This window comes from Streptomyces sp. SID14515, assembly GCF_010548505.1.
Taxonomy (GTDB): Bacteria; Actinomycetota; Actinomycetes; order Streptomycetales; family Streptomycetaceae; genus Streptomyces; species Streptomyces caviscabies.
The window spans coordinates 155,737-175,370 of record NZ_JAAGMH010000027.1 but is presented as its reverse complement, the minus strand read 5'-3'; the positions used below and the strand labels follow the sequence as shown (position 1 = coordinate 175,370).

The window sequence follows — 19,634 nt, the reverse complement described above, 5'->3', positions numbered from 1 at the left end:
ATCGGGAGCGGCCGCTTGGTCCTGCCCGCGCGGCCCCCGGGGCGGCCGCCGGTGAGCATCCAGGTATCGCCCGAGGTCAACGCCATGATCTTCATCCTCACCGGGGAGAAGCTCATGGACGCCGACGAGGATCTCGCGTTCGAGAGCCGTCGGCCCTACTCCGGCCTCGGGCGGAAACTGGAGCGGCTGTCCTCGCTGATCGACAAGTCGATCCACGACATCGGCGAGTCCATGCCGGACGACCTCGCCACGTCGTACGGCAAGGCGATGGGCATGCTCGTCGACGACGGCGGCAAGAACTACCTGCGCGACTTCGCCGAACAGCTCGACAAGATCGCCGAAGGCCGGCGCAAGACCTCCATGGACATCATGGAGTCCAAGTGGCAGGTCATCGCCGAGATCATCCGGCTGCTCATCGAGATCGCCATCTATCTGGCGATGTCCTTCTTCACCGGCGGCGCCTCGGCCAGCCAGATCATGATGGCCAAGCTCCGCAGCCGCTTCTTCATCCTCACCACGCTCAGCCACCTGCTCCAGCGGCTGCACCTGGCGCCCTCGTTGACGGAGGCGTTCGCCGAGGCGTTCACCACCTTCGCCGTGCGGCTGGCGATGATGAACTTCGCCCCGGACGGCCGCCGCCCCGACTCCATCGACTGGAGCGACATCGGCAAGGCCGCCGCGTTCGGCGCGGCGGCGGGCTTCTTCACGAGCGTCTTCGAGAAGTTCGCGAAGGACATCGTCCGGAGCTTCGACGGCAACTTCCTGAAGAACGGCCCGGATCTCGACTTCAAGAACCCCAACCCGCGCCCGCGGGACACCCCGGACATCGACCTGAAGAACAACGGCCCGACCCCCAACCCCAAGCCGGGCCCGGACGGCGGCAACTTCCCGAAGGACCGCCCCGACCCCACCCCGAACGGCAACGGCCCCACGCCCACCCCCGACCCGCCGCCCGTCACCTTCCGGGACGGCCCGCTCTCCTTCCGGAACAACCCCGAGCTGTGGCGCAACAGCCGCATCCTGCGCTTCAACCTGGACCGGCCGGGCGCGCTGGCCGGGCACTACGGGCTCAAGGGAACGGCCGACTTCCTCGCCGCCGGAGCGGGCGAGGTGGTCGCGGAGATCCTGATCAAGGGGGCCTTCGACGGCGACTGGTCCTCCAGCTGGACCACCTTCTTCGGCGCGGGCATCAGCAGCCGGGTCGAGTCCACGCTCACCGGGGCCGCCCTGAACAGCGGCGCCGAACTCCGCCACGCCATGGACAAGTTGCGCAACCAGCCGCCGCCCACCGTCTCCGGCGGCGGCGACTCCGGTACGCGCGGCACGGGCGACGAATCCGACCGCAGCGCGGGCGGCGGCCCCTCGCGTACGGACACCACGGGCGGCGGCGGGTCCGGGCTCTCCTCGCCTCCGCCGGTCGTGCAGCAGACCACCGGCCAGGGCGACCTCACCGGCAGCCAGTCGCCGCCGCCCTATGCGCCGCCCGACGGGTCGCCCTATGCACCGCCCTACGCCTCGCCTTATGCGTCGCAGGACCCGCCGCCCTATTTCTCGGCCGACCCGCCGCCGTACACCCCGGGCCCGCTGCCCGTGACCGCAGCGGAGAACGCGCTCTGGCAGCAGGTCCACCAGGGCCCCGCCGAGGTACGCGAGCAGGCGCTGCGGGACCTTGCCGCCGTACGGGGGGCCCAGCCGCCCGACAGCGCGGAGATCGGCGTACGCGACGGCCTGCACACGAACCTGTCGCAGGTCCCAGAGGTCCGGGTGGTGCCCACGGGGGACAGCCCGGCCGCCCAGGTGGACGCCGACGAGGTCCGCAGGGCCCTGGGCGGCTTCGGTACGCCGGTGACGGTGGACGCGCCGATGGGGTCGGGCGATGTGCGCGAGGTCGGCGGCGGCTCGGACGTGCGGGGCGGGCAGGCCGAAGCCTCGCCTGTCGTCGAAGGCCCCGGGACCGCCACCTCGGAGGCGCTTCCGCTGACGGTCGTCGTCTCGGAACTGCCGCCGCCGGGTACGGGGTCGCCGGAGGCGGCCGCGTTGCTGGACGGCGCCGGGGTCGACCGGGCCGTGGTGCTCGGCCCGCCGGTCGCGTCGGACACGCCGGACGCGGCGGGGGAGCCCGTACGCGGCGCGGTCGAGCTGACCCGCGACGGCCCCGGGGACGCGGTCCAGGTCCGTCCGCTCACCGGTCCGGGGCTCGCCGGGACGGTGGAGGGCGCCGGGGGGACCGCGTTCCCCGGCGCGGACGTGCTGCTCCCGCTCGCGACCGCGCTCGGCGCGCCGCCGGTCATGTCGGCGACTCCGCCGCCCGTGGCGTCCGCGGCCGCACCGCCCGGAACGTCGCCCGCCTCGCCGCCCGTCACGTCGGCGACACAGCCATCCGTCACGTCCGCCGGCACGCCGCCTGCCACGTCGACGACTCCGCCCCCCGTCACGTCCGCCACCTCACCGCCCGGCGCTGCCACCACCCCGGCCTCGCGCCCCGCCACACAGAGCGCCGCTGCCCCCGACACCGACGACGCGGCCGGGGAGACGTCGACCGCGGAACCGGTCGGTACCGAGCCCGCCGCGAGGGACACGGAAACGGACACGGACCCGCTCCCCGTGAAGGTGCTCTCGGGCGAGCCGACTCCCGTAACCAGCAACGAGGTTGCCCCGGACGCCAAGCCGTTGCCCGTCACCACGACCACCGACACCCCCGCCGCGTCCAAGCTCGCCACCCTGTCCCGCCCCTGGACCGAGACGGCCACCGATCTGCACCTGGAGTCGGGGCGCGACAACGAAAGCACCGCCCCCGGCACCGACCTCGGCACCAGCACCGCCCCCGCCACCGGCGGGCCCGCCACGGATCAGGCGGGCCCGGGGCAGCCTGAGACGTTGCGGGACTTCCTGCCGGAGAACGAGTGGTGGAAGTTCTACATCGACCCCAAGAACCACGAAGCCGCGCTGGCCGCCTTCCCCGACGACCCCGGCTCCTACTACGACCACGACCGGTCCCCGGGCTTCCAGGCGGGCATGGTCGCGGCGTACACCCAGTTCCTGGGCGACCCCGGCACGGTCGCGGCCCCCATGGACTCCTCCGCCTACCTGGCCATGCACGGCCTGGCGACCGGGCATCTCGGCCGGACGATCGGCTGGTCCGGAGGCGGGGCCACCCAGTTCCCGCTGCGGGGTGACGCGCTCGCCGGCGACATGTTCGACGAGCGCATCGGGGAACAGGCCCTGGTCTACGACATGACCACGCACAACTGGGCCAACCCGCTGCCCTCGCCCAGGCCGGTCACCATCCTGACCCGCTTCATGCACAGCAACCCCTCGCTGGCGACCAACTACCGGAAGGGCGCGGCCCCCGGCCTCGTCGACACGCTGTTCCAGCAGCACTACGCGCGGGTCGGCCGGCCCGACGCCGACGACGCCGCCAAGCTCGCCTCCATCGCCCGCACCATCCGGGCGCTGCACGTCGTCCACCCATTCCAGGACGGCAACCTCCGCTCCAACGTCCAGGTCCTGCTGCCCAAACTCCTTCTGGAGCAGGGCTTCCGGCCCGTCGTGCCCGACAACATGTACAGCCTGTTTCAAGGCGGTCACTCCGTACCGCAGATGGTCGACTCCCTGGTCCGCAACGGCGCCCTGGACACCGCCAGGCCCCGCCCGGCCCCGGAGCGGACCGCCACGGACCCGCACCTGGAGTCGGGCCGCGGCGACATCGACACCACCGGAGGAGACACCACCGGAGGAGACACCACCACCCCCACGCCTCCCGAGGGCGGGCCCGTCGTCACCACGCTGAGCGGCCACGCGGTGCCCTTCGCGCAGCTGCGACGCTGGGTGCCGGAGGGGCCGAACACTCCCCGACCCGGGCGTGCGGTGCAGACGTTGACCATCTCGCAGAGCTCTGCCGAGGACGGTACGGGGCTGAGCGCGGGCCGCCGGGCGCTGCTCGGCCAGGACACCTTCCGCGGCATCCGCACCACCTCCTCCGAAGCCCCGGGGCCCACCGATGCGCCGCCCGCCCCTCGTACGGTGTTCACCGGACCGCCGACCGCGCTCCCCGGCTCCGGCACCGCGCGGGGCGCCGACTACTTCGCGGGCCACGGCACCCCTCGTACCGTCACGCTCGGCACGAACGACGCCGCGCACCCCACGGTGAAGGTCAGCGGGGTGCAGCTGGGTGAGGTCCTCAAGTCCTGGGCGCAGGACGGCGATCAGGACCGTCCGCTGGTGCTGTTCTCCTGCGAGACCGGGCAGCAGCCGCAGATCGCCGGGCTGCCGGTGGCCCAGCACGTGGCGAACCGGACCGGGCGCCAGGTGTACGCGCCGACCACCGAGGCGGGCACCGCCAAGGACCGGGACGGCAACGTACGCGCGGTGCTCACCGAGGGCCCGGACGGGCCGGGCCGGTGGCGGCTCTTCACCCCGGAGCCGGGCGGGGCGGACCTGGACGCGCTGGCACGCGACGCGGGCCTGCACGCGGGACCGGACCCGGCCGACGCCTTCGCCCGGGCCCGTACGCTCCAGCAGATCCGTACCCTGCGCGACGTCCTCGGTACGGACGCCGAACAGCAGCCGGGGAACAAGGAGTTGCTGGCGGGGCTCGCGTACGTGGACGGTCTGCGCTGGCTCGACCAGGGCACCGCGGCCCGCTACGGCGACGGCCGGATGACCCCGGATCTCCTGCGCCGCATGGTCATCGACCGGCGCGGCGTGACGGGTGCGACAGGTGCCACGGTCGGCAGTTCGACAGGCGCCGCCACGGTCGGCAGTTCGACGGGCTCCGCCACCGTCGGCAGTTCGCCCGGCGCCTCCGTCGACAGTTCGACGGCAGATCCCGCAGGTGCCGACACCGCCGCCAGCACAGCCGACCCCACCCCCGACGAGTACCGCGCATTCCTGCGCGCGGCAGCCGAGTTGCGGGCCGACGCCGGGCCCGACACCACCCTCGACGCGCTGCTGCCCCCGCCGCCTCCGCCGCCCGTCGAGCTCCCGCCGAACGCCCTGGTCTCGCCGGACGATGTACGCGGCCTCGCCTACGCGCCCGCCGCACGGATCACCTGGTCGCTCTCCGACACCCCGCTGCCCCTGTCCGACCTGGCGCTCAACCCCGAGGACACCGCCGAACTGGCCCGCCGCAGGCCCGACCTGGCGCCCGCGCCGAGCCGCCCGGAGAGCATCGCCGAGGATCTGACCCTGCTCAGCAAGGAGGCCGCGACGCCCGGCCCCGCCGACACCGTGCGCGCGGACGGCCTGACTTTCCGGCGGCTGCACACTCCCGGCGGCGGGAACTGCCTCTTCCGGGCGCTGCTCGACACCGCGCGCGGCCAGGACGTGCCGCCCGCGTGGGCCGCGCGGGACATCACCCGGCTGCGCGAGCTGCTGCGCGACCGGCTCACCGGGTCCGAACTGCTCACCACGGCGGCCGAGGCGACCCCGGACCCGGTGCTCGCCGTCGTCGACGACCTGCGGATGACCGCCCTCGCCGGGGTACGGGACCCGGGCGCGCAGAGCCGGATCGGTCAGCGCTGGGACGCGATCGCGCAGGCGGTCGTCACCGGCGGCGACGGGCGGCGTTGGCGGCGGATGCTCCGGGACAGCGGGTACCCGCACCTCGCCGATGTGGCGCCCACCCCCGCCGACGCGCGGCGGCTCGGCACCGAGGGGCTGATCCTCGCGGCGGCCGAACTGCCCGCGCTGTGGGCCTCTCCCTTCGCCGACGTCCTCCCGCAGGCCCTGGCGCACACCCTCGACCTCGATCTGCGGCTCGTGCAGCCCGATCCGGCGGTACCGGGGAGCACCCAGCCACCGGCGCCCGCCTTCGTCACCCCCCTCAATCCGGGCGGCCGGGGCGGCATTCTGCGCCTGGCCTACAACGGCACCGACCACTACGACGCCCTGGTCCCGGCCACGGCCCTGCCCACCCCCATCCCCGCCCCCACCTCCGCCCCGACCGCCCCGCCGGTGCCGGCCACCCAGGACCCAGCCGGATCCGACGTCTTCGGACAGTGGCTGCGGAGCATGGGCGGCATCACCGACCTGGACGCGCCCGGCCCCGAGAGCCCGGACCGGGGCGATCCCGTACCGCTGGAGACCCAGCTCGAACGGCACCGTCCGGCACGCCTGCTGACCGGCGAGGACGCCCGGCCGCCGGGCCCGGCGCCGCGCACCGTCACCTTCGAGGACGGCAGCCGGCTGCCCGCCGTCCTGATCAACCCGGACGCCGACCCGAGGGGCGACGGGCCGGGTGCCCGTACGCGCCGGACCCCGCGGCCCGGGCTCCTGAACGGCGTCGGCGTCCTCACCCTGCGCTCGCCCGAACAGGTGGCCCAGGAGATCCTCGGCACGCTGCCGAAGAAGCTGCGCGCCCAGTTCGACGAGGCGGAGCTGCTGCGCCTGCTGACCGACCAGCCCGGCGCCTTCACCGCCCCGCGGGGCGCCCGTTTCGTGGGCCGGGAGAAGTCCGGGGTCGGCCACGAGATGACCGTCGAGGCCGTTCCGTACCACCGTTGGGAAAGGTTCTCCGACGTCAACGGCTCCACGGTCCGGGTGGACACCATGCGACGCGGCCAGGCCGGTACGGGCGGTGGGCGCAGCGTCGGCGTCGGGCGGCGGATCGCCGGTGCGCTGGGCATGGGCCCGCCGCTCAACTGGCTGCTGAAGATAGGGGTTTCGCTGGGCTGGAGCCGCCGGACCGACTACACCCTGGGCACCCAGGCGTACCACCAGTCCGAGTACCGGGGCCTGGACGGTTCGCATCTGCACCTGGACGACGTCCACTACCGGGTGCGGGTGGAGCGCGTCACCGAGGCGACCGGCACCACCGGCCGGGGCGCCACCGCGCCCGCCACCGCCCCTCGTTGGCTGCGCAGCCCTGTGCACACGGCGGGGTTCGCCCTGCGGGACGGGCTGAGCTGGCGGCTGCCGGACGATCTGACGGTGCCCTTCAACGGGCCCCGCCGGGCACCGGAGACGCTCACCTTCCCGGACGGTGTCGAGCCGCGGATCACCGACACCACCGCCCTGCACCTGACGGACCCGCCGGAGGACGTGGCGCTCGCCATCTCCGGTGCCCGGCCCGGAAGTTCGGCCCACCGCACACTGGTCTCCTACGTCCGGCCCGGACGGCTGCTCGGCCTGTTCGGGCGGTTCGCCGGACCGGTCAGCGGGCCCGAGCTGACCCGGGGCAGCGGTCAGCACCCGCTCGGGCACCTGATCGTCGAGCGGTCGGTCCCGCACCGGGCCACCCTGGTCACGGAGTCGGTCAAGTCGGAGGTGCGCGACCTCACCCAGACCACCTACCAGAACCAGCGCGCCCACCTCCGTGACACCCGCCTCGGCGTCCAGGTCACCGCCGGGCCGAACTACACCCTCATCGGCCCGGAGACCGACGTACGCCTCCAGGGCGGCCCGATGGTCCGCACCGACCTCAGCACCGGACGGGGCCACTACCTCGGCGTCGACGCGGCCCGCAAGACCACCGGCCGCGTCCGCAACCACCCGCTCGCGCTCTACCGCGTGGAGCGGACCCTGATGGTGCGGGCGGCCGGCGAACCCGCGTCCGCCGCCCGCCCGGTCCGGGTGGTCAGCCTGGACTGGATCTCCACCCAGGACGCGCGCCGGCTCGCGGGCTGGGACAGCCGTACGCCCGGTGCGGCGGGACCGAACCCGGACGCCGAGCCGCCGGTGCCGTGGTACCTCACCCGGGAGGACCCGGTGCACCTGAGCGGCCAGGTCCGCGCGGAGGGCTTCCGCCCCGACCAGCGACCCCCCGCCCAGCAGAACCAGCAGCCCCCTGCCCCGCCGAACCAGAACCAGACCCAGCAGCCGCCCGCCCCGCCGAACCAGAATCAGCAGCCCCCTGCCCCGCCGAGCCAGAACCAGCAGCCGCCCGCCCCGGTGCCCGCGCCCGCACTCGCCCCCGCGCCTCCTCCCCAGGACCCCCTGCGGGCCTTCGCCGACACGGTCCTGGACACGCTCCACCGCGCGTACCCCTCGCTCTTCGTCCCGCCGCTGATGCTGCGGCACCCGCGGCTGGCCAAGCTCTGGTACGGGGACGGGCGGATGCGGACCGCCCTGCACAACGACCGGCAGGTGCGCGAGGCGCTGAACCGGCCCACCCTCGCGCAGAGCCTGGACGACCTCACCACCACCGGGATCCCGGTCACCCTCACCGAGGACGGCAAGGTGCGCCGCGGCCACCACACCCTCATCCTGCGGGCCCGGCTCACCGACCGGCGGTTCGAGACCACCCTGAGCGAACGCTCGCTGCGCAACGGGGTGATCGGCACCGAGGTCTCCGGCCAGGGGCAGCAGGACTCCACCACCCTCTCCGCCGGTGTGGAGCTGGGCATCTCGCCGCGCGACCACGACAAGGCGCCGGAGGCCGGGGTGCCGCGCCAGACCGGCAACGTGGCCCTCGGCGCCCGCTACGCGAAGACCGACACGAAGGCCACCCGGAACACTGTCGCGGTCGCCCACGACCAGCTGGCCTTCCAGAACGGCGCCGATCTCTACAGCTACCAGGTGGAGCTGGGCGCCACCTTCGAAGGCCACCGCCGCCCGCGCGGCTGGACCCGGCTCCTCTCGGTGGGCGTGCTGGGTGCGGGCGTCTTCGTCAGCAAGGTCGCGGAACGTCCGCTGTTCAGCCGGGGGAGCGAGACCGTCGGCCGCGTGGAGCTGGCCGTGCCCGCGTCCCACGGCTCCGAACGCCATGCCCCCGCCGACCCTCCGGCCACCGGCCCGACACCGCCGCCGCCCCCGGCCCCCGCACCCCGGCCGCTCTCCTCCACCGAGGCGGACCAACTCCTCGACGGAACCCGTCCGTTGCCCCGGACGAGCGCGGCCGACCGGCAGCTCGTCGGCAGGCTGCTCAGCGCCCCGCACGTGGTGCTCAGCACCGAGGGCGGCCGGGAGCGCCAGCAGCTCGTCCAGGACACCGCCGACCGTGCGACGGGCGACTCCTGGCACGTCGCCGCCCCCGGAGCTCCGGTGCGCACCGCCCTGCGCCGGGCGATGGTGAACCTCAGCATCGCCGGACAACTCGGCCAGTACCTCGGCCCGTTCGGCTCCCGCATCACCGGGCTCACCGGTGCGGGCCCGCTCTCCACCCACTATCTGAAGGCCGCCGTTCGGGGCGAACTCAGCAACCTGCGGGTCAGGAGCGACCCGAAGCCGGGCACCCTGGAAGCCACGATCGGCAACGAGCACCGCATCGCCGGGAGTTCCGGCAGCGGCTCCCGTACCACCCTCGGACTCCAGGGCGCCGCCATGCCGTTGCAGCAGGCGCCCGGCCGGCCGGCGGTGATCGGCTCGTACGCGACCGCCCTCCAGTACGCCTGGGGCAAGGGCCGCAGCGTCTCGCAGACCCTCACCCGGGGGCGTAACACCACCCTCACCTACGCCGGGCGGATGTATCTGGTCGTCGCGGACGCCGCCGAGACCGTCGCCGTACGGGACCGCTGGACGGCCGCGATGGGCGCGGTCGGCACCCGCGCCGGGGCCGGGATCAGCGCCCTGGCCGGGCGGATGTCCGGGCGGCTCGGGCGCGGCCTCGCCCCGCGCCGGGCCGCCGCCGCGCTCCAGCGCATCCGGGACGCGGTGATGTTCCACCTGCCGATGCAGGACGCCATCGAGGCCGGGCTCGCCCCGGACGGACTGGGCGCCACCACGCCGCGCAACCTCGGCGGCGGCTACCGGCTGCCGCCCTTCCTGCGGGGCCGCCGCTTCCCCACGCACCCCAGCGGCCGGCTCGACGCGAGTGGGGCGGCGCAGCAGCTGATGGGGCGGCTGGAGCGGATAGGCGTCCCCTCGCACGACCGGGAGCAGGCCCTCCAGCGCCTCTCCCCGGACTTCCTCCGCTCCCATGTGCACGAGCTGACGACCGACGGGATGAGCCTGCCGGTCCGCTACCGGGCCTGGTCGAGCCCGCACCACCTGCCGGTCGGCGGCAGCCCCGGGCAGCTCCGGTTCACGCTGACCCCGGTCACGACCACCGTGGAGCGGCTGCGTACCGGCTTCGAGCTGGAGGACTACCGCAACACCGCCCGCGACGACGCCGACGGCGCCTCCCAGGACCGGGGCGGCGATGCGACGCTCAGCGTGGGCCAGCGCGCGGCGGACAGCGGCGTCCTCCTCGCCAACCCCGCCCTCCAGGGCACCGCGGCCGGGCAGCGGTCGAGCACCCGGACCGAGGCGACCGGCAGCACCGCGATGCCGAACATCGCCACCACCCAGACGCACACCGAGATCGTCACCACGTACACCCTGACCGTCACCATGACGGACGCGACCGGCCGACCGCTCGGCCTCGGCGCCACCGCCCCCGTCGGCAGCCTGAACGAGATGCTCCCGACGAGCCTGCTCACCCCGGAGGGCGACGGCGCCGACGGTGCGATCACCGAACAGGACGTACCCGAACCGGAGCGTGCGGTACGGGTGTTGACGGCACATCAGGCACGCCCGGAGGGCATCGCGGAGTGGCGCACGACGGACAGGGGCACGGGCGCCCCCGACCCGGACATCCTGCCCTTCGACGATCTGATCGGCTCCGGCATCCTCGCCGTGGACATCGTGGGCGCGGCCAATGTGCAGGACGCCCTGACCCTCGCCACCGCCCGCGCGGACGGCTTCCCCGGTGACAGCGACCTCGGCGAGCGGCATACGGGAACGTCGCTCGCCGAACGCGTACGGATGGCCCGCCACACCCCGCTCACCGGCCTCGGCACCGCGCCCGCCCAGGCCCAGCAGGAGGCCACCAGCCAGGTCGGCCTGACCGCGGGTTTCCGCGAGGCGCTCGGTGCGAACGGCTCGCCGCTGCCCACCCAGTCCTCCGCCCGCCTCCTCGGCCAGTCCCACACCGCCGACTCCCGCCTCTACGCCAAGATGCACCGCCGGGGCGCCCGCCTCCTCGCGGTGGAGAACAAGCCGCGCATGGAGGCCATGCAACGGAACAAGACCTCCGACACGCTGGAGGCCGGCATCACCGACAACACCGAGGCGGCGGCGAGCACATCACCGCTGGCGGGCAACAGCAACGCGGGTGTGATCAACCCCGGGGTCACGGTCCCGATCGGCGGCGCGAACGACGGCACCACGCTCAAGGGCGCCACGGATACCACCCTCGGCACCCACCTCAAGGTCGTCACCGACCGCAGCATGCTCTTCGCGGTGCCGGTCAGCTGGCTGTCGGTCGCCGAGGTGGACCACCGGGTCACCGACAGCCGCCCACTGCAGGCGCTCGGCAAGCCCCGGCGGGGCCCGCGCGCCGCCGAGGCCGAGACCACCGCCCTGGTCTGGCTGCGCGAGGACATCGCCCGCGACCACGGCCTCCTGGACGACACCACGTTCCCCGACGAGGCCCGCACGGCCTGGGACGACCAGGCCAAGGCGGCGGCCGATCTCGCCGCCGCCGAGAAGAACTACTACGACGCCCGCGCGAAGGCCCGCGAGACCTGGCTCGACCTGAGCGCCGACGAACAGGCCGCGCTCGGCGACGGCGACCCCGACCGGGCGACCGTCCTGCCCCGGGCCGTGGCGCAGTCCCCGGCCGTCACCGCCTGGCAGGCGGCCCGTGAAGAGGTACGCGGCTGGGGGCGGCGCACCGACGCGGCAGCCGCGGACCACCACCGCCTGCACCTCGCCGCGACCCGCCTCACCGCCCATCACCAGGGTTCGGCCTCCGCCTCGGTGAAGGATCTGCCGCAGGCGTACACGGCCCCCGACTGGCGCTCCGAGGCGCCGGAACCGTACAAGATCACCGGGACCGCCGAGAGCGCTGAGTCCACCGGGACAGCGCCCCGTACCCTCACCTCGCCGGACGGCGCCACGGTGCGCGAGGTGCACGCCGTGCCGCACGACGGAGCCTCCTTCTTCCACGCGCTGCTCGCCGTCGCCCAGGACCGCGGACGCCTTCCCCACCTCCTCGGCACCGGCCTCGCCGACCGGTTCGCGGCCGGCCCCGGTGATCCGGCGGTCACGGCCGAGGCCATCGCCGCCGCGCGCGACCGCCTCGCCTGGGCACTGGCCGACGACGGCAACGAGGACCTGCTCGACGCCCTCGCCCTGGACGCCGCGGACACCTTCACGCAGGCCGAACTCGACTACGCGGGTGTGGTGTTGACGGCCGCGCAGCAGGCGGAGTTCGACGCACTCGGCCGCCTCCCGCAGACGTTCTGGCCGACGCCCGAACAGCGGGTCGCGCTGGCCACCGCCGCCCTGTCCCGCCCGTTCGCGGCCGAGCCGTCGGCAGCGGACACGACGGACCGGGACGCCGGAGAACCGGCCCCGCCCGAGCGCCGCGCGGGCGACCACGGCGGCGCCGACCTGCTGCCCGCGCTCGCCGCCCGGGTCCTGGGCACCCCGCTGACGGTGGTGACGGGGGAGGGCCGGCAGCAGCTCTTCCTCCCGCACGGCGCGGATCCGGCGGCGGTCGACGCGGCCACCGACCCGGTGCTCCTCGCCGAGGAGGGCTTCTTCCACGCCACGCTTCCGCCCGGGACCACGCCCCCGGTCACGACGCCGCTACCGACGCCCACGACGACAAGCACGACGACAAGTACGACGACTTCAACGACGGGCACGACGACCACGGCCGAGGCGACGGTGGGCACCACGAGCGCGTCCACGGCGACGACGTCCGCGAAGCCCGCCACGCACCGCAGCCACGCCACCGCCCCCTGGCTGCCGCCCGCCGACGCCACCGGCCCGCGCTTCAGCCTGGACCGGGACGGCGTGCTCACCGCCCCCGACGGCGCGACCTACACCCAAGGCGCCCCCGTCGGCCGGGGCAACGGCTTCTTCGGCGCGCTCTCCGCGGCCTTGAACCAGGCCGCCGCGCAGCCCGGCCTGGACCGCCAGGAGGCCGCGCGGCTGCGCACCCGCGCCGGAGCGTCGCCCGCCCAGCTGATGCGCCTGAACGGACTGCCCGGCAACCAGGCGGAGCGCGACACGCTCTTCACGCCCCCGCCCCTCCACGTCCGGCAGGGCGCGCCCGCGCCGAGCCGGGAAGCCCGGGACGGCCACCTGCGCCGCCACCTGGCCGAGGCGCCGTGGGGCCCGGACGCCGACCGCGCGGTGGCCGAGTGGGCCGCGGCCGCGACCGGCGCGAACGTCATCCTGGTCGAGGAGAACGGCACCCCGCACACGTACGCGGGCCCCGCCGCCGACGGCCCCACCCTCCGACTCCGCCGCCGGGGCGGGGACTTCGTACCGCTGCTGCTCCGTTCCCCGGCGCCCGCGCCGAAGACGACGGAGACGAAGACACCGGACACGAAGACACCGGACACGAGGGCGGCGGAGAGCAAGACACCGGACGCGAACGGCTCCGAGCAGAAGCCCCCGCCCAGCAGCGACCACCCCGGGCTGCCGGGCGAGGAAGAGGCGTACGAACTGAGCACGTTCTCCGGAGCGGAGCCCCGGCCCTACGGGGGCCCGGCCTCCGGGGACGACACCGACGGCGACACCGACACCGACTCCGAGGACGAGGACGGCCCTCCGGCCTGGGCCGACCCGCGGTGGCTGAGCACGGTGTTCGGCCCGCAGTGGAGCAGGGCTCCGCGCGCCCGGCTCCAGGAGACCTCCGAGGCGCTGTACGCGCTGGTCGAGCAGGCGGCGGGCGACCGTCCACCGCGCGCCGGACTGGCCGACCTCACCCACGACGTCCTGCATCTGCCGGACCGGGCCCGGGTGGGCGCCCAGGACGTGCTGGATCTCGGGGCGTTGGCGCTGGAGGCGTCCTCGGACGACCTGGAGAGCGCCGAGGACCTCGCCGCGTACTTCATCGACCGCCAGATCGAGACCCGGCGGGACGCCCTGGCCGAGGACACCCTGCTGCGCACCGCCGAAAGCAGCCCGGCCGGACGGGACTTCACCGGGACGGGCACCCGCCCGCCGGAGCTGGACTCCTACCTCGCCGAGCGCTCCGGCGGCGTCGCCCGACAGCCCGCGCCGTGGACCGGCCCGTACGTGATCGTGGCCGAGGAGGCCGACGGCGGGGGCGTCGAGATCGTCACGCCGTGGCGGACCTTCGTGGTCCGCGACGCCGTGGAGCTGGCCCGGATCATCTCGTACGACTCCCGGCGACCGCGCGGCGCGGACATCGTCCTGGTGCTTCCCGAGGCGTTCGCCGCACGGGTCGCGGACCTGGTCTCCGGTACGACGGCCCGCCCCGTCTGGTACCCGCTGGGCGCGGCCGAGGCGGCCACCGACCCCACCACGGGAGACCGCCGCCTGGTGGTGCACCGGAGCCCGGGGGACACCGGTCCGGCCTGGGCCTCCCCGCCGCCCCCGCAGGACCGCGGCCTGACCGGTGCCCGCGACGACAGCAGCGACGGCGAGACCGACACCGACTCCGAGAGCGACAGCGGCTCCACCAGTGACGGGGACGCGGAGTTCGACCGGCTCGCCGATCAGGCCCAGTGGGAACGCCGGATCGACGCCCTGCGCGCCCGGCCCCTGATCACCCGCGACTACCGGGTGGTCGACGAGGACGGCGCCGGGGTGCTGTTCACCCGGCCGCGGCCCCCGGCGGTCGGCGAGGTCCGGGCCGAGGACGGGGCCGACGGGCCCGCCCTGGTCCTGCCGCACCAGGATCAGGACACCGTCCGCGCCGCCGACCGGCCGCCGCTGCACATCTCCGCGGACCGGACGCTCGCCCTGCACTCGGCCGGCGACGACACCACCGGCCGGAGCAGGCAGGTGTACGCGACCCGGGCGGCGATCGAGCGGTCCTCCGCGCGACTGGCCGCGACCGGCGCCGGGGTGAGGCTGGTGGCCGACACCTCGGTCAGCGTGCTGCTGACCCGGGAGGACGGCTCGACGGGCGAGCCGCTGTTCCGGGTGGAGCCACGGTTCCTGACCGCGTCCGGTGCCTCCGAGCACGCCTTCACCCGGGACTTCGCCCGGATGGTCGCCGGGGTCGAGGCCGCGCCGCTCTCCCACATCGCCTTCCGCGGCCCGGACGGCGCCGTCGCCACGGCACCGGTCAACGGACTGCACGGCAGGGAGGTCACCGGCACCCACCACCTGGCCCAGGCGCTGACGGAGGTCGCCCGCGGTACCCGTCCCGCCACCGGCGTCACCCCTGACTGGGCGGCCCGCCGGGCGGGCTCGGACCCACGCTTCACCGGTGGCGTGGTGGGCGCGCCCACCCCGGGCGAGACCTATGGCCGGGCCCTGAGCCACACACCGGACAACACGCTGCGCGGGCCGCTGAACACGGCAGCGGCGCACACCGGGGTCAACCAGTTCGCCTGGGCGGAGGTCGGCGAGGGCTATCTGATCCAGTCGGTCAGCACCACGAACAATGGCGGCGCCCAGTTGTTCACCCACAACCACGCCAAGCCCGGCGACCGGGTCGGCCCGCACGCCCCGTACCACTTCGCCCAGGTGGTGCTGGCCAGTGAGGACGGCACCCACCAGATCACTCTGGAGAACGAGACCCACTCCCGTACCGCAATCCCGGCGGACCGGCTCGACGACATCGTCGACGACAACCTCGACCGCTACGACGCCGACGAACTCGGCCGGCTGGCCGAGGAGACCGACCGGCGTGCCGAGGCGGCGCGGCGCGACGGCGCGGACGCGTCGGACATCGCCCGGCTGGAGGGCTTCGCGCGCGCCGCCCGGGCACTGGCCGACGTCCACGAGGCGGAGCAGGTCCGCTGGTACTTCGCCGAGGACCGCCCCGAGCACGCGACGGCACAGCGCGAGGTGGACCGGGCCCGCGCCCGCGCCCGGGACGCGGTCCGGGTGGCGGCACCGGTCGCGGAGGACAAGGACCGGTGGTTCTTCCGGGCCTACAGCAAGCGCCCGGGGGAGTCGGCGCACGCGGTCAACGCGGCGCTGCTGTCGGAGAGTTCGCCCGCCGTCTCCAACCCGCTGACCACGGTGGTCCTGCACGGCCACGTGCCGCGCCCGCACCAGCGGACCGTACGGTTCGCGGAGCAGCAGCACACCCCGTCGCCCGACGCGGACGAGAACCTGAACGCCCTGGCGCTGTCGCTGGCCCGCGCGGGCCTGTGGAACCGGGCGAACGGGCTGCCGCTGCCGACGGTCACCGTCACCGGGCACGGCAACCGTTCGCGGGCAAGCGGCGGCAAGCGGGCCGAGGCGGTCGCCAAGGCGCTGGGCGACCGGCTCGGCCGACTGCTCAGGACGTTCCAGGAAGGCGCCCCAGGACCGCACGTCAGGCTCGCCGACTTCCGGCTCGTCCAGGACGCGAAGCGGGTCCGCGGCGCCACCGACCCGGACCGGGGGCGGACGGTGACGGTCGACATCGACGACCACCGCCAGGCTGCGAACCCGCGCCTGGACCGCCGTCCCGAGCCCTTCGGAGCGGTGCCGGAGCCCTTCGGAGCGGAGCCCGAGCCCGCGCCCGAGACACCCGCACCGCCCCGCCCCACCTCCGACCCTGCCTCCCACCCCACCTCCGGCCCAGCCCCGGCCACCGGCCCCCTGTCCGAGCGGCCCGGGAGCACCGGCCGCGTCGGGTCCGCCAGGTCCGCCGAATCCGCGGAGCCCGCGACCTTCCCCGGCCGGAGCGGATCCCGGACGTCTCGCCGGTCCATGGCGACGAGCCCCGACCGTGGTGTCGAGGTGCCCGCGTGGGTCCAGGCCCGCATCCGCTACGCCGAGGAGTCCGCCGCCTTCGAACGGCGACTGGCCGAGCACCTCGCCGAGAACGCGGCGGTGACCGAGGAGTTCCGGAAGATGGCCCGCGCCGCGTGGGAGCGGGCGCGGCAGCAGTTCCCGCGCCACCTGGCCACGTTCGGCAGCGAGAACCCGAGCCTGGCGGGCTCCGTCGGCACCGATAGGCCGGCACTTCAGCAGGTGCTGCGGACCGGACATCTGCGGGAGCTCGTGACCTTCCTGTTCCAGGGCATCTCCAGCGACCTGGTGCCGGAGATGCTCGGCGGCCGCGAGGACCCGAACCCGGAGATCGAGGCGGAACGGCCCAGCCGCCGACAGGCGGAGGCCCGCGCCGAACTGGAGCGCCTCGCCGAGGAGCTCAGGCTGGACGACGGCCTCTCCCCGCAGGAGAAGCAGGCAGCGCTCGCCCGGGCCACGAGAGCCGTGGCGGTCCAGGCCCACCCCGACGACGTACGCCCGCCGTTGAGCCGGGCGGAGCGCCCGTTCGCCGTCAACGCGCACGGACTCACCTGGATGCCGGCCACCTCGGTGTACGACCTCGCGATGAGCTCCGTCTTCCAGGGGCTGTCCGAGGACTCGGGCGGCCTCGTCGCGACCGGCACCGCGGGCTCGACCTACCGTTTCCTGGTACACGCCGCCCGGATGCGGGACCGGTGGGGGATCGACCTGGACCTCGGCCTGATCCGGGCCGGCATGATCGCCACCTCGCTGTCGGCGGGCCACCACTCGTTCCACGAGGTGATGCGCGGCGCCCAGTTGGCGCTCGACGGCGTTCCCGGCCACGACCCGGCACTGGACTACCAGGACAACTGGGGCCGGTACTGGAACGTCCACCCGCTCACCGAGCAGGAGCTGCGCGACCACGTCGCCCGGGACGGCCTCTTCCCCGACGAGCACGCCCGGGCCCTGCTCGACGCCCGTGACCCGGGCCACCCCCGCTCCCGGCGGTCAACTCCGTGACGCCCGTCACCGGCCCGGCGGATCAGGGGGTGACGATGGCGAAGTCCGGGTCGGGGTCGCTGAGATGGCCGAGGAGTTCGGTGATCCTGCCGAGGTCGCCGGTCACGGTGACGGTGGCGCGTCCGGCGAGGTCGCCCGGGGCGAGTCGGCCCAGCAGGACGGCCCGCAGGTCCGTCTCGTCGAGTGTCACCTCGACGTCCGGTGCGGCCGCCGCCGGGCCGCCGCCGGTGGTGTGGGTCAGGACGCCGTTGTACAGCCGTAGCGTGACGGGATCCGCGCCGTTCACGTTCCAGCGCACGGTGATGTCCGCGTCCCAGCTGCGAGGGCCGTCGACCCGGATGCACAGCGCGTCGAAGAGCTGATCCAGCGTGAGCGCGCTGAGGAAGTCGGAGGACGTGGTGACGGTCGGAGATCCGACAGAACCCCGGCGCAGCTCCAGAGCGCCTGTCAGGAAGAAGTTGCGCCAGGTCCCGTTCTCGCTGCCGTACCCCAACTGCTCCAGGGCGTCCGCCTGCAGAGCGACCGCCTCCGCGTGGTCCGGGTCCGAGAAGACGACGTGGTTGACGACCTGGACCACCCAGCGGAAGTCGCCCTCGGCGAACGCGTCACGCGCCCGGCGCACCACTTCGTCGGCGCCGCCCATGTAGTCCACGTATCGTTTCGCCGCTTCGACGGGAGGGTGCTCCCACAGGTGCGCGGGGTTTCCGTCGAACCAGCCCATGTAACGCTGGTAGACGGCCTTGGTGTTGTGGCTGACGGAGCCGTAGTAGCCGTGGGTGTGCCAGGCCTTCTCCAGCGCCGGAGGCATCTCGATCGTCTCGGCGATCTCCAGCGGCGTCATTCCCTGGTTGATCATCCGCAGCGTCTGGTCGTGCAGATACGCGTACAGGTCGCGCTGTTCCGAGAGGAACCCCAGCGCCCTTTCGCGTCCCCGTACCGGCCAGTGGTGGGAGGCGAACGCGACGTCCGTGGCATCGCCGAACAGGGTGATGGCCTCGGTCAGGTACCGGGCCCAGACCCGCGGGTCGCGGACCTCCGCACCGCGCAGGGTCAACAGGTTGTGCAGATTGTGCGTGGCGTTCTCGGCGAGGCACAGTGCCGCGTGGTCGGGGAAGTGGATGTTCAGCTCGGAGGGGGCCTCCGTACCGGGGGTGAGCTGGAAGACCATCCGGATGCCGTCGACCGTCTCGGTCTGCCCGGTGCGGGTGATGTCGAGCGTCGGCGGGATCAGCCCGACCGAGCCCGTCGACGTGGTCTGCCCCAGGCCCGCGCCGATCTGACCCTGGGGGCCCTTCGGCAGGGCGGCCCCGTACATGTAGGCGGCGCGGCGGGCCATCGCCGTGCCCGCGTACACGTTCTCGCTCACCGCGTGCTCCAGGAAGCCCTCCGGCGCGATCACCGGAACCCCGGCGGCGACGTCCTCGTCGCTGACCACGCCCTTCACCCCGCCGAAGTGGTCGACATGGCTGTGCGTGTACAGCACGCCCGTCACCGGTCGGTCACCGCGGTGGCTGCGGTAGAGAGCGAGGCCGGCCGCGGCGGTCTCGGCGGAGATGAGCGGATCGATCAGCAGGACGCCGCGTTCGCCCTCGACGACCGTCATGTTCGACAGGTCGAACCCGCGGATCTGGTAGATGCCCTCCACGACCTCGAACAGCCCGTGGTCGGCGACCAGGCGGCTCTGCCGCCACAGGCTCGGGTTCGCCGTGGGCGGGCAGTCCTGCGAGAGGAAGCCGTAGGCGTCGAGATCCCAGACCACCCGGCCGTCGGCCGTGCTGATCTCGCTGCGCGGAGCCGTTCCCATGAAGCCGTGCCGCGCGTCGTCCATGTCCTGGGTGTCATCGAACGGGAACCGGCTCAGCACCGCTTCGTTGGCCTGACGGATCGCAGGCCGAGCTGACATGGACTGCGGGTGACCGGACATGGTGCGCTCCCTCGCGTCGGACTGCGGCAGCCCGCCGGCGGCCCTGCCCGTCACCCTTGCCGCGGCGTCACCCCCTTGCCAACGGGAGTACTCCGAACGGACCAGGCGC

The 19,634-nt window shown here is 74.3% G+C and carries 2 protein-coding genes; one reads left to right on the top strand and one right to left on the bottom strand.

Annotated features, from left to right (window positions below; translation table 11 throughout):
• The first annotated feature begins 84 nt into the window (after positions 1-84).
• The gene (locus G3I54_RS04895; protein ID WP_164611497.1) at positions 85-17,601 is read left to right on the top strand and encodes a hypothetical protein; all 17,517 of its coding nucleotides are present in this window, start codon (positions 85-87) and stop codon (positions 17,599-17,601) included.
• 22 nt (positions 17,602-17,623) lie between these two features.
• Here the strand turns inward: G3I54_RS04895 and G3I54_RS04890 are convergent, their stop codons facing one another.
• Positions 17,624-19,504, bottom strand: a complete 1,881-nt coding sequence (locus tag G3I54_RS04890; RefSeq protein ID WP_203685509.1) for an alkyl sulfatase dimerization domain-containing protein — start codon at positions 19,502-19,504, stop codon at positions 17,624-17,626.
• Positions 19,505-19,634: the final 130 nt, after the last annotated feature.

What these genes read in the sequence shown, in the direction of transcription:
- G3I54_RS04890 (WP_203685509.1), bottom strand. Translation starts at nt 19,504, where the DNA reads ATGTCAGCTCGGCCTGCGATCCGTCAGGCCAACGAAGCGGTGCTGAGC.
- G3I54_RS04895 (WP_164611497.1), top strand. Translation starts at nt 85, where the DNA reads ATGATCTTCATCCTCACCGGGGAGAAGCTCATGGACGCCGACGAGGAT.